21 protein-coding genes and 2 pseudogenes are annotated in these 18362 nt (G+C 61.7%); 10 read left to right on the top strand and 13 right to left on the bottom strand.

The window, feature by feature from the left end; translation table 11 throughout:
* Positions 1-119: 119 nt before the first annotated feature.
* The 3 genes from ACSW29_RS08195 (at position 120) to ACSW29_RS08185 (ending at position 1366) form a co-directional block, all read left to right on the top strand.
* Positions 120-620, top strand: a complete 501-nt coding sequence (locus ACSW29_RS08195) for a flavin reductase family protein (RefSeq protein WP_347871584.1) — start codon at positions 120-122, stop codon at positions 618-620.
* A 114-nt stretch (positions 621-734) separates the two neighbouring features.
* The gene (locus tag ACSW29_RS08190) at positions 735-1121 is read left to right on the top strand and encodes a nuclear transport factor 2 family protein (RefSeq protein ID WP_448277022.1); all 387 of its coding nucleotides are present in this window, start codon (positions 735-737) and stop codon (positions 1119-1121) included.
* A complete protein-coding gene (locus tag ACSW29_RS08185; RefSeq protein ID WP_230816341.1) occupies positions 1121-1366 on the top strand; it encodes a hypothetical protein in 246 nt (81 codons plus the stop codon). Before ACSW29_RS08190 ends, ACSW29_RS08185 begins: the two co-directional genes overlap by 1 nt.
* Here ACSW29_RS08185 and ACSW29_RS08180 read toward each other — a convergent pair.
* Together ACSW29_RS08180 and ACSW29_RS08175 are read right to left on the bottom strand one after the other, a co-directional pair.
* Complete coding sequence (locus tag ACSW29_RS08180) at positions 1339-1824, bottom strand: flavodoxin family protein (RefSeq protein WP_448277021.1); 486 nt, start codon at positions 1822-1824, stop codon at positions 1339-1341. The genes ACSW29_RS08185 and ACSW29_RS08180 overlap by 28 nt on opposite strands.
* Entirely contained in the window at positions 1821-2021 is a 201-nt protein-coding gene (locus ACSW29_RS08175) for a hypothetical protein (RefSeq protein ID WP_448277020.1), read from the bottom strand. Before ACSW29_RS08175 ends, ACSW29_RS08180 begins: the two co-directional genes overlap by 4 nt.
* Before the next feature lie 92 nt (positions 2022-2113).
* On the opposite strand from ACSW29_RS08175, the gene ACSW29_RS08170 reads away from it, so the two are divergent.
* Together ACSW29_RS08170 and ACSW29_RS08165 are read left to right on the top strand one after the other, a co-directional pair.
* Positions 2114-2548 carry a nucleotidyltransferase domain-containing protein gene (locus tag ACSW29_RS08170; RefSeq protein ID WP_317828165.1) on the top strand — a complete coding sequence of 145 codons (435 nt, stop codon included), beginning with the start codon at positions 2114-2116 and terminating at the stop codon, positions 2546-2548.
* Positions 2545-2709: a hypothetical protein gene (locus tag ACSW29_RS08165; protein WP_448277019.1), complete on the top strand. Its 165-nt coding sequence runs from the start codon at positions 2545-2547 to the stop codon at positions 2707-2709. The genes ACSW29_RS08170 and ACSW29_RS08165 overlap by 4 nt, the downstream gene beginning before the upstream one ends.
* Before the next feature lie 410 nt (positions 2710-3119).
* On the opposite strand, the gene ACSW29_RS08160 is transcribed toward ACSW29_RS08165, so the two are convergent.
* Entirely contained in the window at positions 3120-3740 is a 621-nt protein-coding gene (locus tag ACSW29_RS08160) for a TetR/AcrR family transcriptional regulator (RefSeq protein WP_448277018.1), read from the bottom strand.
* Between the two features lie 91 nt (positions 3741-3831).
* On the opposite strand from ACSW29_RS08160, the pseudogene ACSW29_RS08155 reads away from it, so the two are divergent.
* Both ACSW29_RS08155 and ACSW29_RS08150 read left to right on the top strand, forming a co-directional pair.
* A pseudogene (locus ACSW29_RS08155) lies at positions 3832-4636 on the top strand (cytochrome P450).
* Positions 4637-4708: 72 nt separating this feature from the next.
* Positions 4709-4951: a hypothetical protein gene (locus tag ACSW29_RS08150; RefSeq protein WP_317828168.1), complete on the top strand. Its 243-nt coding sequence runs from the start codon at positions 4709-4711 to the stop codon at positions 4949-4951.
* A gap of 54 nt (positions 4952-5005) precedes the next feature.
* Here ACSW29_RS08150 and ACSW29_RS08145 read toward each other — a convergent pair whose 3' ends face one another.
* A complete protein-coding gene (locus ACSW29_RS08145) occupies positions 5006-6193 on the bottom strand; it encodes a DICT sensory domain-containing protein (protein ID WP_448277017.1) in 1188 nt (395 codons plus the stop codon).
* A gap of 320 nt (positions 6194-6513) precedes the next feature.
* Entirely contained in the window at positions 6514-6825 is a 312-nt protein-coding gene (locus ACSW29_RS08140; protein WP_317828170.1) for an STAS domain-containing protein, read from the bottom strand.
* A gap of 423 nt (positions 6826-7248) precedes the next feature.
* Between ACSW29_RS08140 and ACSW29_RS08135 the strand changes: the two are divergent.
* Positions 7249-8710: pseudogene (locus ACSW29_RS08135) on the top strand (FAD-dependent oxidoreductase).
* Here ACSW29_RS08135 and ACSW29_RS08130 read toward each other — a convergent pair.
* From ACSW29_RS08130 to ACSW29_RS08115, 4 genes are all read right to left on the bottom strand, one after another.
* Positions 8691-8993 carry a hypothetical protein gene (locus ACSW29_RS08130; protein WP_020906608.1) on the bottom strand — a complete coding sequence of 101 codons (303 nt, stop codon included), beginning with the start codon at positions 8991-8993 and terminating at the stop codon, positions 8691-8693. The pseudogene ACSW29_RS08135 and the gene ACSW29_RS08130 sit on opposite strands and share 20 nt — an antisense overlap.
* Before the next feature lie 99 nt (positions 8994-9092).
* A complete protein-coding gene (locus ACSW29_RS08125) occupies positions 9093-9923 on the bottom strand; it encodes a mycofactocin-coupled SDR family oxidoreductase (RefSeq protein WP_448277016.1) in 831 nt (276 codons plus the stop codon).
* A gap of 4 nt (positions 9924-9927) precedes the next feature.
* Entirely contained in the window at positions 9928-10725 is a 798-nt protein-coding gene (locus tag ACSW29_RS08120; RefSeq protein WP_317828173.1) for a mycofactocin-coupled SDR family oxidoreductase, read from the bottom strand.
* Positions 10722-12347 (bottom strand): flavin-containing monooxygenase, encoded by a 1626-nt coding sequence (locus ACSW29_RS08115; protein ID WP_448277015.1) that lies wholly within the window; start codon positions 12345-12347, stop codon positions 10722-10724. The genes ACSW29_RS08120 and ACSW29_RS08115 overlap by 4 nt, the downstream gene beginning before the upstream one ends.
* Positions 12348-12648: 301 nt before the next feature.
* On the opposite strand from ACSW29_RS08115, the gene ACSW29_RS08110 reads away from it, so the two are divergent.
* Positions 12649-13089, top strand: a complete 441-nt coding sequence (locus tag ACSW29_RS08110) for a hypothetical protein (RefSeq protein ID WP_448277014.1) — start codon at positions 12649-12651, stop codon at positions 13087-13089.
* A gap of 7 nt (positions 13090-13096) precedes the next feature.
* Here the strand turns inward: ACSW29_RS08110 and ACSW29_RS08105 are convergent, their stop codons facing one another.
* The gene (locus ACSW29_RS08105) at positions 13097-13756 is read right to left on the bottom strand and encodes a response regulator (RefSeq protein WP_448277013.1); all 660 of its coding nucleotides are present in this window, start codon (positions 13754-13756) and stop codon (positions 13097-13099) included.
* Between the two features lie 176 nt (positions 13757-13932).
* On the opposite strand from ACSW29_RS08105, the gene ACSW29_RS08100 reads away from it, so the two are divergent.
* Positions 13933-14394, top strand: coding sequence for a hypothetical protein (locus ACSW29_RS08100; RefSeq protein ID WP_448277012.1), 462 nt, complete (start codon positions 13933-13935; stop codon positions 14392-14394).
* Positions 14395-14483: 89 nt separating this feature from the next.
* On the opposite strand, the gene ACSW29_RS08095 is transcribed toward ACSW29_RS08100, so the two are convergent.
* The 3 genes from ACSW29_RS08095 to ACSW29_RS08085 form a co-directional block, all read right to left on the bottom strand.
* A complete protein-coding gene (locus ACSW29_RS08095) occupies positions 14484-15659 on the bottom strand; it encodes an NADH:flavin oxidoreductase (protein WP_448277011.1) in 1176 nt (391 codons plus the stop codon).
* Between the two features lie 133 nt (positions 15660-15792).
* Positions 15793-16512: an ABC transporter ATP-binding protein gene (locus ACSW29_RS08090; protein ID WP_050656301.1), complete on the bottom strand. Its 720-nt coding sequence runs from the start codon at positions 16510-16512 to the stop codon at positions 15793-15795.
* On the bottom strand, positions 16512-18362 hold the full coding sequence (locus ACSW29_RS08085) for a branched-chain amino acid ABC transporter ATP-binding protein/permease (protein ID WP_448277010.1): 1851 nt from the start codon (positions 18360-18362) through the stop codon (positions 16512-16514). The genes ACSW29_RS08090 and ACSW29_RS08085 overlap by 1 nt, the downstream gene beginning before the upstream one ends.

Raw genomic sequence — 18362 nt, 5'->3', positions numbered from 1 at the left:
CGAGAAGCCATTGCTGCCATTGAGTGGGACTGCCGCTGGATTACGACCGCGGCGCCACACATCGTTGCTTCTGAAGCTGTTTGCAGGATTTTGAGCAGAGATTTGAACAAGGAGACGACATGACCGTGGAAAACGCCGAGCCGCCAGTTCTGGACGGACGCACACTTCGTAACGTGATGAGCAATTTCTGCACCGGCGTCACCGTCATCACTGCTCACGACGGAGATTCACCGCTGGGCTTCACCTGCCAGTCCCTGGTCTCGGTATCGCTCGATCCCCCGCTGCTCTCGTTCTGCCCGGCGAAGACGTCGACGAGTTGGCCGAAGCTTCGAGAATCCGGAACTCTCTGTATCAACGTTCTCGCCCACGACCAGCAGGACATGTGTTCCGCCTTCGCACGCGGCGGGACCGACAAGTTTCTCGGCATCGAGTGGGATGCCGCCGGCAACGGTGCTCCGGCGCTCAGCGGCGCGCTCGCCCGCATCGAGGCAACCGTCGAGCAAGAACACGACGCCGGTGATCACACCATCGTCGTCGCACGCATCACCGATCTGAACGTGCTACGCCACGACGGTCCGCTTCTGTTCTACCGCGGCGGCTTCGGACGCTTCGACGCCTGAGTTTCTTGTGTCCGTCCCGCTGCGTGGGAGATTGCGGCGCCGAATCGAGACGGCACCGATAGCGTCCGAAGTAGTTGTCAGACCCTGAACTTCTCGACTGATCGGACTAACTCGATGACCACTCTCGAACCAGACACCACGGCCGCGATCACGGCGACGGTAACCACCTACCTCGACGCCGTGGCTCGCGGATCGTCAGCGGACATCGCCGCCCTCTACACCGAGAACGCAACGCTCGAAGACCCGGTCGGCAGCGAACCCCGCATCGGTAAGGCTGCAATCACAGAGTTCTACGGCGCTCTCGAGGGCGGTGCGCAAGAGACGGAGCTTCTCACGTTGCGGGTCAGCGGATCCAGCGCGGCCTTCCACTTCCGCGTCGTCACGCCGGTGGGCGATCAGGTCTACGAGGTCGAACCCATCGACGTCATGACTTTCGATGCGGACGCAAAGATCACTAGCATGCGCGCCTTCTGGTCACCGGCCGATCTGATTGCACGCTGATGCGGCAGGTCAGCTGCCGGAACTGCGGAAACAGCGTTCTGGTCGAGAAATACAGCGAAGCGCACACCAGCGTCCAATGGCTCGAAGAGTCGCAAGTGGTGTGCCCGGAATTGGGGCGTGAGAACGGTCGCGCCAACGCTCAGCGGACGTGTGGCGCTCTGCGCCAGACGATCAACGACCTTGCCGACGCCGGTGAGCTGGAGATGAGCCTGCGCAGCTACCCGGTGCCGGGCAAGCTGTCCTGAACGCTTCCGCGGAGGACTTCGGCGAACGTGCGCGCCGAATCCAAGTCGTCGGCGTTCGGCCGCCCCTTCCGGATACCGCCGAACGGCTTGAACGGAAAATGCGTATCCCACGCGCGGGACGAAAAGGCTGCGACCACATCGAAGCCCTTCTGCTCGAGCAGCTGAACCAGCGGGCGCGAGAAGCGGTGAATCCCCTGGTCGGGAAAACCACTGGTGGCGAAGACAAAAGCCTTGGATCGCCGTTCTTCGGGGAGTGCCTCGATGAACGCGCGTAAATCTTCGTGGTACGAGCGCAGGTAGATGCCGGAGCCGAAGCCCACCAGGTCGTAGTCGGCGAGCTGCGCGGCGTCGATGTCACCAGGCTCGACCACGCGAGCATCGAGAACTTCTCCGATGGCGTCGGCGATCCGCCGCGTATTGCCGTGGGAGACAGAGGTACACACGATGATTGCCTTCATCGGCTGCCTTCTTTCATCTCTGCGTGTGGGATGCCAACTACGTTCTCGCGCAGGTAGATCCAAGTGATGAATCCACCGCAGATTGCAAAGATCACGGCGACAATCGAATACGCGTCGAGGGGAAACCCAGTCCAGATCAAGCCGGCAACGAGGACCATCACACCAACAGCCAGACCCGCCGATACTTCCTTGGACATACGCACCCCTCCCCTGGCTTGTCACTGACAGTTCCAGGATAGAGGTCCCGGCGAAGCTACGGATAATCGTGACGGTGGGGAATGATGCCGGTATGTCAGCACGATTGAAAGGACGGAGACGCGCGGTCAACTTGTTGCTCGTCGACGTTGAACGATGGGCCGATGAGCACGACGGCGTCAAAGCTGTAGCGCTGGTCGGGTCGTACGCGCGCGGCGCGGAGCGTATGGCGAGTGATCTCGATCTGATGATCCTGGCCGAAAACCCGGAGGCACTCGCCGATGAAGGCTGGTTCGTGCAGATCCGTCCCCACGCCCGATTCATCAGAGCCGCGAACTGGGGTCCGGTCCGAGAGCGACGCTTCCGCCTCGGGTCCGGTCTTCTCGTCGAACTGAATTTCGCGACTGAAAGCTGGGCGGACGTTCCGCTCGACGGGGGCACGAGGCGCGTGCTCGAAGACGGCCACCGAATTTTGTACGACACGGGAGCTCTTCATGTCGCTGCGAGTGCCGTAAGAACTGATCGATGAGCACTGCGACGGCCTTCGAAATCCTGACAACCGAAATCTCCGCGTTGCGCGGCTCGCCTCTCATCGCGATTCACGTCGACGACTTCCTCAATCCGTCGAAGATTCGTCATCGTAGAGGGCGACAATCACCGGAAGGGTTCTGGCTCGACAGCTACGACTAAGACGCCCTCGAACGCCATATTCTCGACCCACTGACGCCGGGAGGGAGCCGAGAGTACCGACAACGACGGTACAGCGACGCATACCTCGTTGCAGCCGATGGAGCTATCGTCCTCATCGAAGGCCTGTTCCTGCATCGTGACGAACTCGCTTCCCGATGGGACTACTCGATCTTTCTCGACGTGCCCTTCGGGATCACCGCGCAGCGTATGAACCTTCGCGACGGAACAAACGCAGATCCGGGACATCCGTCGATGAACAGATATGTGGGCGGGCAACGGCTTTACTTCGCCGCTGCGAAGCGCTGGACCCGAGCCGACTGCGTCGTCGACAATTCCGACCCGAAACTGCCTCGAATCACGACGCATGCCGCGCGCTAGAAGTTACCGCTACTCATCGCCGACCTCGCGCTTCATCGGTGCGCTGTGGATGTGAATTGGTAGGTTGCCGCATCCACGATCTCGGCAGGCGTGATGTCGATCTCGCCGTTCAACCAGGCCGTCACCAATTCGGCCAGGCCGCCCACAAAGAGTAATCCGTTGATCTCACCCTGGTGGGGAGGCCAAGCTCGGTCGCCGTACAAGAGTGCAGCCTCGTCGGCCACCATCTGCGCGAACCCACGCAGCGCTCCGCGTCGGTGAGTGCGCAGCGGCTCGTAAGCCACCGACTCGACCATCGCGACGCGCCCTTTTCGGGGATCGTTCGTCAGGATGTCGACGAACGAAGCAATGGCGCTCCGCACGCGCTCCTCCCTCGTCCCGTCGGTCGCTCGGAGTGCAGCCATTCCGGCCACGCGCACCTCGTCGACGATTCCGTCGAAAACCTGCTGGAGAAGTTCGTCTTTACTGGTGAAACTCTCGTAGAAGTATCGCTCTGTCAGCTTGGCATGCGCACAGATGGCGGTCATGGTTGCACCCTGTCTGCCCGCGGCCGCAAAAACTTCCAGTCCTGCTGCGAGCAAGCTTTCACGCCGAAGCGCTGCCCGCTGCTCACCACTCAGACCGGCATATCGACGGGGTGTGGGAGAAGCCATGAGTCGATATTGACAGACGACGCGACTCTGACGCAGACTACCCACATCTGACAGGCATCGCTGTCAGATGTAAACCGGAGGCAGGTACGTGATGTCGAAGACCCTGGCCGTTCCCCCCATCCGGTCGCGTTTGCGTCCCATCTCAGGCAATTCGGGACTACCCGGAATTGGGCAGACTCTCAAATACATCCGCGACTCCCTCGAATTGATGCAAAAACGTTGGGATCGCTACGGCGAAGTCTCGTGGTTCTCGACTGCGAAGAGCACCTACGACAACGACGCGTTATGCAACATGCCTTCACCAGATCGCGTCTCGAAAAGACCGTGGACCTGCTGAATCCTGCGATCGCCTCGGCGCTCGACGCCTGGAGTCCGTCCGATGGGTTGCGCGCATACACAGCCCTCAAAGCTCTCACACTCAACCTCGCGACCGACATCTTCATGGGCGGCACGGAAGGGACTGCTGAGAACGAAATTGACTCAGTGAAAGAAGCTTTCGTCGATTGCGTGCAAGCCGAGCGGTGTGCGAAACCCAGATACAGGACCACTTCGCACCCGCTGGAACCGATGTGTCAGTGGTGCCACATTTCACTCACCACATGCCGCAGTACTGGCCTGATCCCGAACATTTCGATCCCGAACGCTTCGCGGACCACCGACGCGAAGACAAGGTACACCGGTATGCCTGGGAACCGTTCGGTGGAGGCGTGCACAAATGCCTCGGCATGCACTTCGCCGGCGTCGAAATCAGAGCGATCATGCACCACCTACTCACACGCTTCGATTGGCAGGTCGCGCCCGGCTACACCGCCCCTCTCAACTACACGTCCTTGCCGTTCCCCTCCGACGGACAGCCGATCGATCTGAAACTACTCACCACTTCTCATGACCGGTAGTGACCGAACCGACGACTAGATCTACTCGCACATGACTACCGGCACAGAGGCTTTCGAAATCAAGAGGAAAACATGAGCACTCGGCCCGCCCGAAACCGGCACGCACGCGCTGCTCCGAAACCAGAGGTCGTCGCCGCGGCGGAATTCTTACTCGCAGAATCCGACGCCCATATCTTCCGTCGCCGCTATCTCGAACTGCTCACCCACACCACAGCGCCGGATGGCGCAACCGTCACGGACTACACGGTCGCCGAAAGGTATCTACTCAACGCTGCAGCAAAAAGACGTGCTGCGCGGCGCCCGTCCAATCCTTAGCCACGATCGCCGGTTGGGCAACGCTCGCGAACTTCGAGCACACCGGCACTGGGGTCACGAAGTCGTCGTGGGGTAACGACGAAGAATAGAGTGTGCTGCCTGGGTGACAGTGGTGCGATCGTAGGTTTGCACGAAGTCGAAGGTCCGCTCGAGATCTGGACCGTTGTCATGAAGATCTCGCGCCGACAGCATCGCCGCATGGTGTGGCCCCAGAGTGACTACCGTCCACTCGTTGACGAGATCGTCACTCGGGTCGAGCGGTGCGTGTTGCACTTTACCGTCGAGCATCACAGACAGTCCGACGCCGTAGACACCGGCAAACCCTACGGTATCGGCGAGATGACGCCACCGCGCTGTTGTGGATGCAGTGAAATGTTCGGCGTGTTGAAAGGTGCCCAGAACAAGCATCGAGGAACCCGATGTGGCGGCTTGTGCTTCGAGGGACTTACTCAGTTGGATCAACAGACGCTTGGTACCGAGCCGAATCGGGCTGTGAGCCGACACGATCGAGTAGGGAGTGCCCACGTCGGGGATGGGATCACTCCACACCGGCGTAGCGGGCATCGCGACGACCGGTTCGGACAACAGTGAACTCGGATCATCGACTGCGGGATACAACTCACCCGTTCCGTAGGTGGCTCCGATGGTGAGTGCGGCGAGACGGGCGGATTCCGAGTCGACACCCTCGGCCACGATAATCGCATTCGATCGCTCGACGTAGGCGCTGAGCGCGTGCACCGTCGTTCCGATTTCGAAATATGCTGCCTTGGTGAGCAATTCAGCGGACGTGATAATGATGTCGGGTTCGACCAAGGACAGCAGTGTCGCGGAGTGCCTGTCGATGCCGACACTGTCGAGTGCAATCAGACGCCCGCCCGCGCGGGCTTCTCTGATCACTGCCAGAGAGTTGTGAGGATCGGCGAGCACCGCCGTGGAGTCGACCGTTACGACGATCCGTTGCAGATTTCTCGTAACTCCTTCGATACCAGGAGCGTTGAGAGCTTTCCGGGACGCCGAGTCGACGGCCACCAGTAACGGCAGACGATCCGCGACGGCGCTTGCGAGTGCAGTACGAGACATGGCCAGTTTGTGACTGTCGAACTCCGACCGTTGCTGCATCAACTGCGAGGCGCGGCGGAGGGCATGAGCCGAACTCAGAGAGGAATTGCCAGGCCCACGCAATTGCAGCTCAGCGCCTGCAAGTGCGTGGTCGTCGAGCCGGCGAATCGGTGCGAACTGCATGCTTACTTCCAGGCCAATCACATCGGAGAACAGGGTGATCGGAGGGTTCGACGCTGTCGAACTGCTGCTGGTGTCATACGCCATGGTGTGGTTCTTCCGTACGAGTCGGGACCACCAAGCGTTCATGCGGCCGGACGCATCGATGGCGGCGCCGGCTGCTCGACACAGAACGAGGCTACCGCAAATCTCGGCGCGACCCGGTGACGACAACCTGATCCCGCACCACAAAGTGCACATCCGCACGCAGATCAGACCAGGATCGAAGTCAACGCATATCGAGCGCTGCGCACTTCACATCGTTCGTGGGAGTTGTTTCCGGCTCAAGCACCGAGAGCGTCAACGGTCGACGTGGCGTCGCCCGCAAAAAGTTCGGAAGCGCCGAGAGCCTGAAAGATCATGGAGACCGCTCGCGTGGGGGCAAACAAGCGAATACGGTTGCGGCCACGCCCCGCAGCATCGACAACGGCATTTGCCACTCCGGACGACATGAAGGTCACGCCGGAGAGATCGACGTGAATATCGGTGTCGACCAAGAGAAGTCGGTCGAGCGCATGCACCAATTCGACACGCTGACCCATATCCAATTCTCCGGCCAGCCTCAGCACCGCATACGCAGGGGTATAGCTTTCCACCTCGATACTGTACCGATGCCCTTCTCGACCGGCGCTGTCAAAGAGATCGAGAACATTTGCAGCTGAAGAACGTTCGTTGATCGTAGTCATGAAAGCCTCTTGTCTGGACTCGTCGTGCCCCACCGCCGGAATCAGCGATGAATCACTGTGCGTCGGATATCCGTGTCGGTCACTGCGTTCCAGACGAACTCTGCCATCGGCAGGTTTCGCTGACACCTCCACATCTATAACGCTAGGGTCTCGAAAACGTCACAGCGCGATATCGCTCGTCAGATACCGCCCCCCGACGCCCAGAACGCACAAGCCCGCGCCTGGTCCCCGACGCACCTGCGAGTCGGCATCTATGCGGTGTTGACCACTACCTTTCTCGCTGACTGGGAAGGTGTGTTCGACCCACCGCGCTGCCGCAATACCTTCTGTGACATGGACAACATTGTCGACGTACTTGTCATCGGATCGGGCGCTGCTGGATAGGCCGCAGCGCTACAAGCGCACGCCGACGGCGCATCGGTCGTCATTCTGGAAAAGTGTGGACCTGATTCCGCGGGCGGCAACACTCGACTGTCCGGCAGCGGATGGTTCGTCAACCAGGACCCTGCCGCCGCCCGCACATTCCTGCGTTCATTGAACGGATCGTTCCCCGTTGCCGACGACGTCATCGATGCCTGGGCCGAGAACACCTACGGGCTGTCCGACTGGCTCCGCAGTCTGGGTGCAACTGTAGCGATGACCGGCGATTTCCATTCCACGGCAGAGTTCGCCGAACTCGACGGAAGTTCTTGTTACGCAGGGATGGACACCGTCGAAGGGAAGATGGGCAATGAACTTCTCTACCGGTTCCTCGTCTCTGCTCACTGAACGCGGCATCACAACTCTCTTCGATACCGAAGCGACCAGACTCCTGACGGATGAATCCGGAGCGGTGACCGGAGTCGAGATTCGTTCAGGTGGAAAAATTTCGCAGATCCAAGCGCGCCGAGGTGTCATCCTTGCCACCGGAGGTTTCGAAGCGAATCCGGCCATGGTGCGCGATTACTTACGCTTGGAGAATCCGAAGATCTGGGGCTCACCTTCGGCAACGGGCGACGGCCACCGGATGGCACAGGCAGTGGGCGCCGATCTATGGCACATGAACAACATGATGACCATTACGGGAATTCCCGGCGACCTCGAAAACCCGACGGGATTCTTTCTCGCTCTGTGGAACGCACACAACTATGTGTTCCTCAGCCGGGAAGGTAGACGGTTCACCGACGAGTCAGCCGAAATGCGGCACGGTCATGTGTTCAGAGAGGGTTCCTACCAACACTTTCCGGTGCAACCGATGAACATCGTGTTCGACGAGACGATGAGAGTGGCCGGACAACTGAGTCCCGGTCGTGACGCATTACCTGTCGGCCACAGGGTTCTCGACGAAGGGTACGAGTGGAGTTCGGACAATCAAGCCGAGATCGACAAGGGTTGGATCGTCAAAGCGGACACGCTTGCCGAACTCGCCGAGCAGCTCGGCTTGGACCCCGCCGTCGTGGAAACCAGTGTGCACCGCTACAACGAGGCGTGCGCGGACGGCGTCGACCATTCCTTCGGCCGCAATCCGGAAACTTTGGCCGCAGTAGCCACGGCTCCGTTCTACGCTGTCGCCGCACCGCCACTGCTGGGTTGGAGTAACGGCGGACCGCGCCGCGACGGTCATTCCCGCGTTCTCGATACTGCCGGCAATCCGATTCCAGGACTGTATGCGGCGGGCGCCGTCAGTTCCACGTACAGCGCGGCGAAAGACGGTGGATTCCATATCGCCGATGCCTTGGCGTTCGGCCGGGTTGCCGGCGCGCATGCTGCCGCGCGAGCGACAGCGGGCGACCGAGTCATGTACGAGCGGCCTTGACCTCGTCGAAGAACGCGACGACGGCGGCTTCGTTCTCCGGCGGAACGGTGAGCGATGCTCGTGGCCCCGCTACCGCGATGGAGTCGTCCGCGAGCCTGTTCCCGATGGTGAGTTTCAGTCCCGACTTCGACGGTTTTGCCTTCACTGCAATGTGTTCGACATGCCAACGAGCCACTTCGCTCGTGCTCGCGGCGGTGCGGTCGAAGACCTCCACCGTGCGGTGGTCGAGGACCATCACGATGTTGGTCCCGACGGTGACTTCCAGATAGCGCCGTTCCGCCACGGTGTACGCCTTTCGGTTAGGTGAAACCGACGCTACACACCGTGGCTGAACTCAGCGTGTCAAAACCTCAGCTGTTCAAGATTTCAGCTGTTCGAAACCTCAGCGGGACGAACTTCCTGCATCCACCGGCAGGGCGACCGACGTGATGTAGCGAGCCTCGTCGGAAGACAGGAACAGAGCAGCGTTCGCTACGTCCACCGGTTCGATCCACGGAATGGCGAGCATGTTCATCGTCATCGCTGCGGCAGCAAATTCTTCGCGCGTCGGGTTCTCGAGATCGGGGCGGAACTTGCCGCGCACCAACGGGTTCTGAATCATGAGGGTGTCGACGTTGGTGGGATGGACCGTATTGACGCGTACGTTGTGCGGAGCCAGTTCCTTTGCCAGCGAGCGCATCAGACCAACGACTCCATGCTTGGCTGCGGTGTAGTGCGCAACTCCGACCAACCCCCGCAGTCCGGCGATGGAACTGGTGAGCGTCATCGATCCCCCACCTCGCTCGATCAAATGCGGAGCTGCAACGGTGGTGGTGTGCCACACGCCGGTCAGGTTCACGTCCAGCATTGTCTGCCACATCGTTTCCGACATGGTCAGCGCCCCGTCAGAGGACGTGATACCGGCTGTAGCGCAGACGATGTCGAGACCACCGAGCGTTCCGACGGCCGAGTCCACGGCAGTGCGTAGTGCCTCGAGATCCCGAACGTCCACTACCGCAGATTCGACCTTTCGCCCCAGCGCCCGGATCTGCGCCACTGTCTCATCGAGATCGGCCTCCGTCGCGGGCGGCGTGACTGTGGTTTCCACCGAGGTGCACACGTCGACCGCGATGATGTCCGCGCCCTCTTCGGCAAAACGCACGGCCTGAGCCCGCCCGATTCCTCGTGCCGCACCCGTGATCAGCGCGATCTTGCCTTCCAATCGAGAAGTCATCAATTCACACTTTCTGGGTCAGGCCGGCGTCGACAACCAACTGACAGCCGGTCATGTAGCGGGACTCCGCGGATGCGAGAAACAGGACCGCATTACTGACGTCCACTGGATCGACCCAGGGAACGGGCAGCAAGTTGCGAGCGCTGAGCACTGCAGCAGCGTCTGCTTCGGTGGGATTCTCGATGTCCGGGCACAGGTTCGCGAACACTCGCTCGTTGATGATCATCGGGGTACGTACCGAACCCGGATGCACGGAGTTGACGCGGATACTCAGCGCCCCCAACTCGTTGGCCAGCGTTCTGGCCAGGCCCACCACGGCATGCTTGGCTGCGCTGTAATGACTTGCTCCGGCAATACCTTTGATTCCCGCTGTCGAGCTGACCAGAACGACGGATCCACCGTCGCCGAAGTGCGGAACGCAGGCCTTGACGGTGTGCCACGCCCCGGTCAGATTGACGTCCAGCGAGCGGTTCCACACTGCAGGATCGATGGTCCACGACGGTCCCGGTGTGTCGTAGACGCCTGCATTCGCGACCACGACGTCCAACCCGCCGAGTTCGGTAACGCACTCGGCCACGACGGCGGCCAGACCGTCGAAGTCCCGAATATCCGCCACACCGGTGACCGCGACACCGCCTCGATCACGCACTGCCTGAGCGGTTTCCGCCAACCCCGATTGCGCCTGTTCGACATCCAACGCGATCACGGACGCGCCTTCTTCGGCGAGCCGCTCACAGTGTGAGCGTCCCATTCCGCCGGCCGCACCCGTTACGAGCACCCGTTTGCCCTCCAGCCGGCTCATGCGTGCACCGCGCTGTTCAGTTCGAAGCCTCGGTATCCCGCTGCTGCCACGTCTGCACAGATGTCGGAGTAGACACCGAAGCCTCCGATGAAGGGCATGAATATCCTCGGCTTTCCCGGGATGTTGGCTCCCATGTACCAGGAGTTCGCGGATGGGAACAATGTTGCCGACGCCCGGCGTGAGCACTCCTCGAGCCAGTTGTCCACGGCTTCGGCACTCGGCTCGATGGTGTCGATCCCCGCCGAATCGAGGTGGTTGATCGCGTCGGCGATCCAGTCGACGTGCTGTTCGGCAGCGAGAATCATGTTGGACAGCACACTCGGGCTACCCGGCCCGGTGACGATGAACAGGTTCGGGAAGCCGTGCACTCCCAAACCAAGATAGGTTCTCGGACCCGCATGCCAGTTCTCTCGCAAGGTCTCGCCGTTGCGGCCACGGATCTCGATGCGATCGAGTGCCCCGGTCATCGCATCGAAACCGGTGGCGAACACCAATGCGTCGAGTTCGTAGTGCGAGTCGGTCGTCTTGATCCCGGTCTCGTCGATTGCCTCGATCGGTGCGCTCTTGAGATCGACCAGGCTCACGTTGTCACGGTTGTAGCTCTGGTAGTAGTCGGTGTCCGTCACGATCCGCTTGGTCCCGATGGGGTGGTCGTTCGGGATCAGCAGGTCGGCGATGGCCTGATCTTCGACCACCGATCTGATCTTGGCCTCGGCAAATGCGGCCGCCGTCGCGTTGGCGTCGATGTTGCTGGTCTGGTCGGCGAAGGTTTTGGCGAACAGGACACCGCCGAGCTTCCACCGCTCTTCGTAGGCCGCGTTTCTCTCGGCCTCGGATACCTCGAGCGCACTGCGAGGATCCGAAACGAACGGTGATCCACCGCCGCTGCGCTTGGACAGCGCTCGACGCTCAGCGTAGTCGGCCTTGATCTCTGCGCGTCGTTTGTCATCGAGAGGCGTGTTTCCCGCCGGCACACTGTAATTCGCGGACCGCTGGAACACGAAGAGGTGATCGGCCTGCTCGGCGATCAACGGAACGGACTGGATGCCCGAAGATCCGGTGCCGATCACTCCCACTCGCTTGCCGGTGAAATCGACGCCCTCGTGCGGCCAGAAGCCGGTGTGGAAGACCTCACCGCCGAAAGTCTCGCGACCTGCAATGTTCGGAACGTTCGCGGTCGACAAGCTACCGGTAGCACACACGACGAAGCGTGAGGTGACGTCATGACCACCGTCGGTGTGCACTCGCCACGTCGACGAGTCCTCGTCGAACTGTGCGCTCAGGACACGGGTATCGAAAGTGAACCCACTGCGTAGGTCGAAGCGATCGGCGACGTGATCGAGGTAGGACAGGATCTCCGGCTGCGCGGCGTACTTCTCGCTCCAGTCCCAATCCTGTTGCAACTCTTCGGAGAACGAGTAGGAGTAGTCGAAACTCTCGACATCGCAGCGTGCGCCCGGGTAGCGGTTGAAGTACCACGTGCCGCCCACTCCGGAGCCCGCCTCGAAGCCGTGGACACGCAGCCCCTGCTCGCGAAGTCGGTGCATGGCGTACATGCCGGCGACGCCGGCGCCGATGACTACGACGTCGAGTGGTGCGGTGGAGAAGTCAGGATCGGTCATGGTGGCCACGCTACGAGTGGGTTGAATGGTAGAGGAACAGGTTCTCCCGCTGGGTGGGCGAAGCCTCCACCCCATGACACTGGGTGGGCGAAGCCTCCACCCCATGACACTGGGTGGGCGAAGCCTCCACCCCATGACACTGGGTGGGCGGGCGGGACGGGTTTGTCCACCGATCGGGGGACATCGATGTCGTCCAGCACTCGGACCCGTAGGTGGACAGACCCGAAGGGGTTTCGGGGCCATAGTTGTCTCATCACCGAAACACACGGTCACCGAGACCGACAAATCGAGGAGAAACATCATGAGTACCAACACAATTCGACCCGAAGCACTTTCCTTCTCCGGCCTCAGCATGGCAGCTCTGGTTGCCCGCGCCGCCGGTGCGAACGCTGTGAAGTCGATAACCGACACTTCCGTCACGACGGCGATGATCAGCAATGCGGGCTTCGGTGCCCTGCATCTGGTCGACGCGTCCAACCCGAACGGTGACTGGATCGTCCCGCCGGCCGACTACATCCTCCCGAACATGAACGTAAACGTGGTCGCCACGAGCAAGAACCAGAACGACTTCCCCATCGTGCTCACGTACCGCTCCGACGACGGTGGAGTGTTTGTCTTCAGTGCCACCAACTCGAAGACCAGGGCGGATGCCGGCGGTACGTACGCCCCCGACAGCCACGACGTCACGGTGACGATGACCTCGGGTTACCCGGCCATGAACGTCACGTACGTCCTCCGGTGACGCCTGCTCACTCCAACAAACCCTGCCGCATCGCGGCGGCGACGGCGGCGCCTCGATCGTTGACTCCGAGTTTCTCGTAGAGGCGCTGCACGTGGGTTTTGACGGTGGAGGGCGCTAGAAAGAGCTGAGAGGCGATGGCGGGGATGCTGGCGCCCTGCGCGATCAATCCGAGGACTTCACGTTCGCGGGCGCTGAGCGTCGGGCCGGACGGTTCACTTCGACGCCGAACCTCCCCGACCAATCCGGCGGCGATACTGGGCGGCAACACATCTCGGCCCGCAGCACAGTCGAGCACGGCGCTCACGATCTCGGCGCGAGTGGATTCCTTCGGCAGGAATCCGGCAGCACCCGCTTGCAGAGCCTGATAGACGACGGACGACTCGTCGTGAGCGCTGAGCAGTAGCACCCGCGTCGGAAGCTCGTCTCGAACCACGGCGGCGGCGACCTGAGTTCCGTCCAGGTGCGGCATCCGGAAGTCGAGCAGTGCGACCTGCGGGCGTAGTTCGCGGATCATTGCGAGCGCTGCCGCGCCGTCGTCGGCCTCGCCCAGGACGTTGATGCTGTCATTGCCGGTCAGAGCCCGAACCACGCCCTCACGGAACAACGGGTGATCGTCGCCGACCACCACGGAAACCTGGCCGGCCAGCGGCTTCGTGCCTTCGCGCATTGCTCACTTTCTCACGCCCGTACCAGCAATGCGAGCACTTACGCCTCCCCCGATCGGGGGACACGCGATTCAACCCCGCCACGGCCCCGTCGGCGGACATACAGCAGCCCTGATTCGCGACAAGATTGATTCATCGCCGAGAACGGCAACCGCACACCATCCCAGGAGCAGACATCATGCGTACCAACACCACTCGCTTCGTAGCAGTCACCGCAATCGCCCTCGCTGTCGGCGGAACCGCACTGGGAACCGCAGCGGTCGCCAACGCCGGCACCATGCCCACCGACGGACCGACGGTTGCCATGACCATCACCAACAACACCGACAACCCGATGCTGCTGGACAGCGCGTCCAACCCCTACGGACAGTGGATCAACGGCCCCCGCTCCTACCTGGCCCCGCACACCACCGAGATCGTCACCGCGTACAGCAGCGATCCTCGAGGCATCGGTGTCGACGTCACCTACAACATCGCAGACGGCGTACAGACGGTCATGGCTGCCAACAACTACGCCGGCAACCCCACCCTCGACGGGACTCGCATCATCGGCGACCCGACGCACGTCATCCTCGCCGACTACATGGCCACCGGCTACCCCACGATGAACGCCTCCTACGACGTCTTCACCCAGAACTGAACCAAGCGTTGATGCAACCACGAACTTGATCCGCTACGGCCCACGACCCGGTATCCACATGGATGTCGGGACGTGGTGTGTGCCGGCCCCTAGACCCGCTCGACCAACACGCAGCGGGCGCCACTGAAGATCGTAGGCATGCACTTGTTGCAGTGGATGCACAGTGAATGAGTATCGGATTCGGCTGCGATCCGATTGATCAGATCGGGTTCTCTGAGCAGCGCCCGCGCCATGGCGACAAACTCGAATCCCTCCGCCATCGCCGTATCCATACCCGCTTTGTCCGTGACACCGCCGAGGAGCACGAGCGGTAACTTCACCGCAGCACGGATCTGTCGAGCCTCTTCCAGCATGAACAGCGGCTTGTACGGATAGGTATGCAACATGCTCTTGCCAACCAACTGCACACCGAGTCGAACTGGTTGCGGCATCGCGGCGGCAAACTCGCGGATCGGCGCATCGCCCTTGAACAGGTACATCGGGTTGAGCAGTGAGCTACCCATCGTCAACTCGAGCGCATCGACGCTTCCGGATGCTTCGAGCCACTGCGCCACCTGGATTGCTTCGTCCACCCAGAATCCGCCTGGCACACCGTCGTCCATGTTCAGCTTGGCCAAGATCGCGATCTTGTCGCCGACGGCATCGCGCACACTGCGCGCAGTTTCCAGTACGACGCGAGCCCGGTTCTCCAGTGATCCGCCGTAAGAATCCTTACGACGGTTGAGTTTCGGACTCAGGAACGAACTCGCAAAATAGTTGTGACCGAAGTGAATCTCGACGGCGTCGAACCCTGCCTCGACGGCAAGTTGCGCGGCGCTGCCATGTGCCGCAGCAATTCTGGCGATGTCCGCTGTACTGGCGCTGCGAATCATTCTCATGCTCAACGGATTGAACGAACTCGACGGCGCCAGCGCAGGCAAACCGGTCGACTTCTGATTTGCCACCGGACCGGCATGCCCCAGCTGCGCCGACGCTGCTGCCCCTTCGGCGTGAATGGCATCGGTGAGTCGTCGCAGTCCGGGGAGGGCTTCGGGCCGCATCCACAGCTGGCCGTATTCGGTCCGCCCTTCCGGTGTGACGGCGCAGTACGCGACGGTGGACATCCCGACTCCGCCGGCGGCTGGGCGACGATGGAACTCGATCAGCTCGTCGGTGACCAGGGCGTCGGGAGTTTTGCCTTCGAATGTCGCGGACTTGATGATTCGATTTCGAAGGGTCACCGGGCCGAGCTTTGCCGGGGCAAGCACGTCGGGAGAAGTGGTCATCGAGTTTGCCTCTCGCGGGAGTTGTCTGCAGGACGGTAGATCGAGGGCCCCGAGCCGGCTAGTACCCGTGCCACGGAGCGGGAAACGACTTCAGCCCGGCCGAGGCGGCCGGGCTGAAGTACCTCACTGCTGTTCAGACGCGTCCGAAGTACGCGTCCTTGAGAACTGCCAGGTCGTCGATGTCCTTGGCGTCGGCGTCGAGAACCACCTTGCCGATGTCGAGGACCGTCACGTGATCGGCGACGCTCATCGCGGCCTCGACTGCCTGCTCGACCAGTAGGACAGCCAGCCCTGTTTCCTTGAGTTGTTGGACGCGGTCCATCACCTCACCGACGATCACGGGAGCGAGACCGCCCGAAGGTTCGTCGAGAAGGAGCAACCTCGGCTGCGCCATCAGCGCTGCGCCGATCGCGAGCATCTGCTGCTGACCGCCCGACATGGAACCGGCGGGAAGCGAACGCTTCTCCCCCAGGATCGGGAACATCTCGTACATGGACTCGACGGACTCCATGAGTTCGCTGCGCTTCACCTTGCGGGTGTAGCCGCCGAGCAGGAGGTTCTGCTCGACGGTCTGCTTGTGAAAGACCCGCTTGCCCTCCTGCACGTACGCCATCCCCTGCCGCACCCGCTTGTGCGCGGGAACTCCGGTGATGTCGGCGCCGTCCATCTCGACCGTCCCCGAGGCCACTTTGTTGAGTCCGGACAGGGCGCGGAGCGTGCTCGTCTTGCCGGCTCCGTTGCGTCCGAGCAAAGCGGTCACCTGACCGGGATAGACGTCGAACGACACATCCCAGACGACGCGCAGATCGCCGTACCCTGTCTGCAGGTTCCGGACCTTGAGAATCGGTTCCATCACTTCACCTCACTGGTCTGATGGTCTACTGCGCCGATTTCTTCGAGAAGCGCTTCCTCATCGCCGGACTTCACTCCGAGGTACTCGCTCAACACGCGGGGGTGATGTTCGATCGTCGCGGCGTCACCGGTAGCGATCACCTGTCCCTGAGCCAACACCACGATCTCATCGGCCAACGAGAGCACGAGGCGGAAGTTGTGCTCCACCAACACCACTGTGGCCCCGGCATCACGCAGCACCCGGATCAGGTCTGCCAGGCGTTCGAGTTCGTCCTCGTCGAGTCCGGATGCCACCTCGTCGAAGAGGACGACCCTCGGCTCGGCGATGACGGCGCGAGCAACCTCGAGCATGCGACGCATCCCCAGGGGCAGCGACGTCGCGATCTCGTTGCGTAGGTGCGACATCCCCACGAGTTCGAGGACACGCTCGGCCTCGACGATGTCGGCCTTCGCGATCCTGCGGAAGCTGGGCAGGCGAAGCACGGCCGACGCCATAGACGCGTGGTGCACCGAATAGCGTCCGGATGCAACAGCTTCCAGAACCGTGATGTTCTCCGGAATCGTCGGAGTTTGGAACGTCCGCGCCACACCCACACGCGCCACCTTGTGCGGCGACGACTGCGAGACGACCGTGCCACCGATCGTGATCACGCCCGCATCCGCGGTGTAGAACCCGCAGATCATGTTGAGCATGGTCGTCTTGCCTGAACCGTTCGGCCCGATCAACGCAGTGACCTTACCGGCTTCTGCAGTCAGAGTTGCCGCATTGAGTGCCTGGTTGCCACCGAACGCTTTGGACACTCCGTCGACCACCAACCGTGCACCGTTGATCGGCGGCAGTTCCGGTGTTCCACCGCTGTTTCCCTTCACAGCGACAACGCCCAAGCCGGCCTTGCGATCGAGTTTCGAGACGATCGCTCGCCCGACCTTGGTCAAACCACCGGAGAGCAGCACACCGCCGATGATCAGGAAGCCGCCGTAGAAGATCAGCGAATACTCCTGGAATGCCGTCGACTGGTTGGGACCGAGCTGCATGATCGCGGCACCGACTACGGCGCCGTACACACTTGCCGCACCGCCGAGGATCGACGCCGCCAGAACTGCTGTGGCAAAGGTGAACCCGAAGGCCTCCGGCGAGATGAACAGGTCGGTGTTGGCGAACAGCGCACCCGCCAGACCGGCCGGGAACGCACCGATGGCATAACCGAGCAGCTTCATCCGGAACACCGATACACCCTGCGACGACGCCAGAACCGGCGACTGCTTGAGTGTGCGGAACGCGATGCCGTGGCGCGAGACCACCAGGTTGCGCATCACCGCGAACCAGAGGACGGTCACCACGACTACCACCATGTAGTACTGCTGGGTGTCGAGTTCGGAACCGAAGAGCGTCGGCGGCTCCATACCTGTGAGGCCGTTTCGGCCGCCGGTCTTGCCGCCGAAGATCGCCAGTACGTCCGGTACCAGCAGGACCAGGAAGAACGACGTCATCGCCAGGGACCAGTTGCCCAGTCGCAGACCGGGGACACCGGTCAGAATGCCGACAGCCAGTGCCACCGCACCGGAAGCAGCAAGCTGGAGCAGGATGTCGGTGTGACCGGCCTGGGACATCAGACCTGCGGTGTAGGCACCCGCCGCGTACATCGCGGCCTGACCGAGAGCCAGTTCACCGGCAAAGCCGAGGCTCAGGTTCAGACCACTGACGACAAGCGCCAGGATGCAGGCCAATTGAATCTGCCGTGATGTCGACAGATCGAGTCCGAGGGCCGGGAGCAGCAAGATCACCACGGCCAGGACCAGCGGGATGATCCAGCTTGGAAGGGAACGGAAAGTCCGCCACGCACTTACCAT

The sequence above is a fragment of the Rhodococcus sp. GB-02 genome, from assembly GCF_053470465.1.
The sequence above is the reverse complement of the archived record's forward strand: the minus strand, read 5'-3'. Positions and strand labels throughout refer to the sequence as shown.

Coding starts and splice junctions, on each gene's coding strand:
- ACSW29_RS08195 (WP_347871584.1), top strand. CDS start 120: ATGACCGTGGAAAACGCCGAGCCGCCAGTTCTGGACGGACGCACACTT.
- ACSW29_RS08170 (WP_317828165.1), top strand. CDS start 2,114: ATGTCAGCACGATTGAAAGGACGGAGACGCGCGGTCAACTTGTTGCTC.
- ACSW29_RS08085 (WP_448277010.1), bottom strand. CDS start 18,362: ATGGTAAGTGCGTGGCGGACTTTCCGTTCCCTTCCAAGCTGGATCATC.
- ACSW29_RS08115 (WP_448277015.1), bottom strand. CDS start 12,347: ATGACCGATCCTGACTTCTCCACCGCACCACTCGACGTCGTAGTCATC.
- ACSW29_RS08165 (WP_448277019.1), top strand. CDS start 2,545: ATGAGCACTGCGACGGCCTTCGAAATCCTGACAACCGAAATCTCCGCG.
- ACSW29_RS08180 (WP_448277021.1), bottom strand. CDS start 1,824: ATGAAGGCAATCATCGTGTGTACCTCTGTCTCCCACGGCAATACGCGG.
- ACSW29_RS08145 (WP_448277017.1), bottom strand. CDS start 6,193: ATGCAGTTCGCACCGATTCGCCGGCTCGACGACCACGCACTTGCAGGC.
- ACSW29_RS08185 (WP_230816341.1), top strand. CDS start 1,121: ATGCGGCAGGTCAGCTGCCGGAACTGCGGAAACAGCGTTCTGGTCGAG.
- ACSW29_RS08110 (WP_448277014.1), top strand. CDS start 12,649: ATGAGTACCAACACAATTCGACCCGAAGCACTTTCCTTCTCCGGCCTC.
- ACSW29_RS08150 (WP_317828168.1), top strand. CDS start 4,709: ATGAGCACTCGGCCCGCCCGAAACCGGCACGCACGCGCTGCTCCGAAA.
- ACSW29_RS08095 (WP_448277011.1), bottom strand. CDS start 15,659: ATGACCACTTCTCCCGACGTGCTTGCCCCGGCAAAGCTCGGCCCGGTG.
- ACSW29_RS08090 (WP_050656301.1), bottom strand. CDS start 16,512: ATGGAACCGATTCTCAAGGTCCGGAACCTGCAGACAGGGTACGGCGAT.
- ACSW29_RS08160 (WP_448277018.1), bottom strand. CDS start 3,740: ATGGCTTCTCCCACACCCCGTCGATATGCCGGTCTGAGTGGTGAGCAG.
- ACSW29_RS08125 (WP_448277016.1), bottom strand. CDS start 9,923: ATGACTTCTCGATTGGAAGGCAAGATCGCGCTGATCACGGGTGCGGCA.
- ACSW29_RS08190 (WP_448277022.1), top strand. CDS start 735: ATGACCACTCTCGAACCAGACACCACGGCCGCGATCACGGCGACGGTA.
- ACSW29_RS08105 (WP_448277013.1), bottom strand. CDS start 13,756: ATGCGCGAAGGCACGAAGCCGCTGGCCGGCCAGGTTTCCGTGGTGGTC.
- ACSW29_RS08175 (WP_448277020.1), bottom strand. CDS start 2,021: ATGTCCAAGGAAGTATCGGCGGGTCTGGCTGTTGGTGTGATGGTCCTC.
- ACSW29_RS08100 (WP_448277012.1), top strand. CDS start 13,933: ATGCGTACCAACACCACTCGCTTCGTAGCAGTCACCGCAATCGCCCTC.
- ACSW29_RS08120 (WP_317828173.1), bottom strand. CDS start 10,725: ATGAGCCGGCTGGAGGGCAAACGGGTGCTCGTAACGGGTGCGGCCGGC.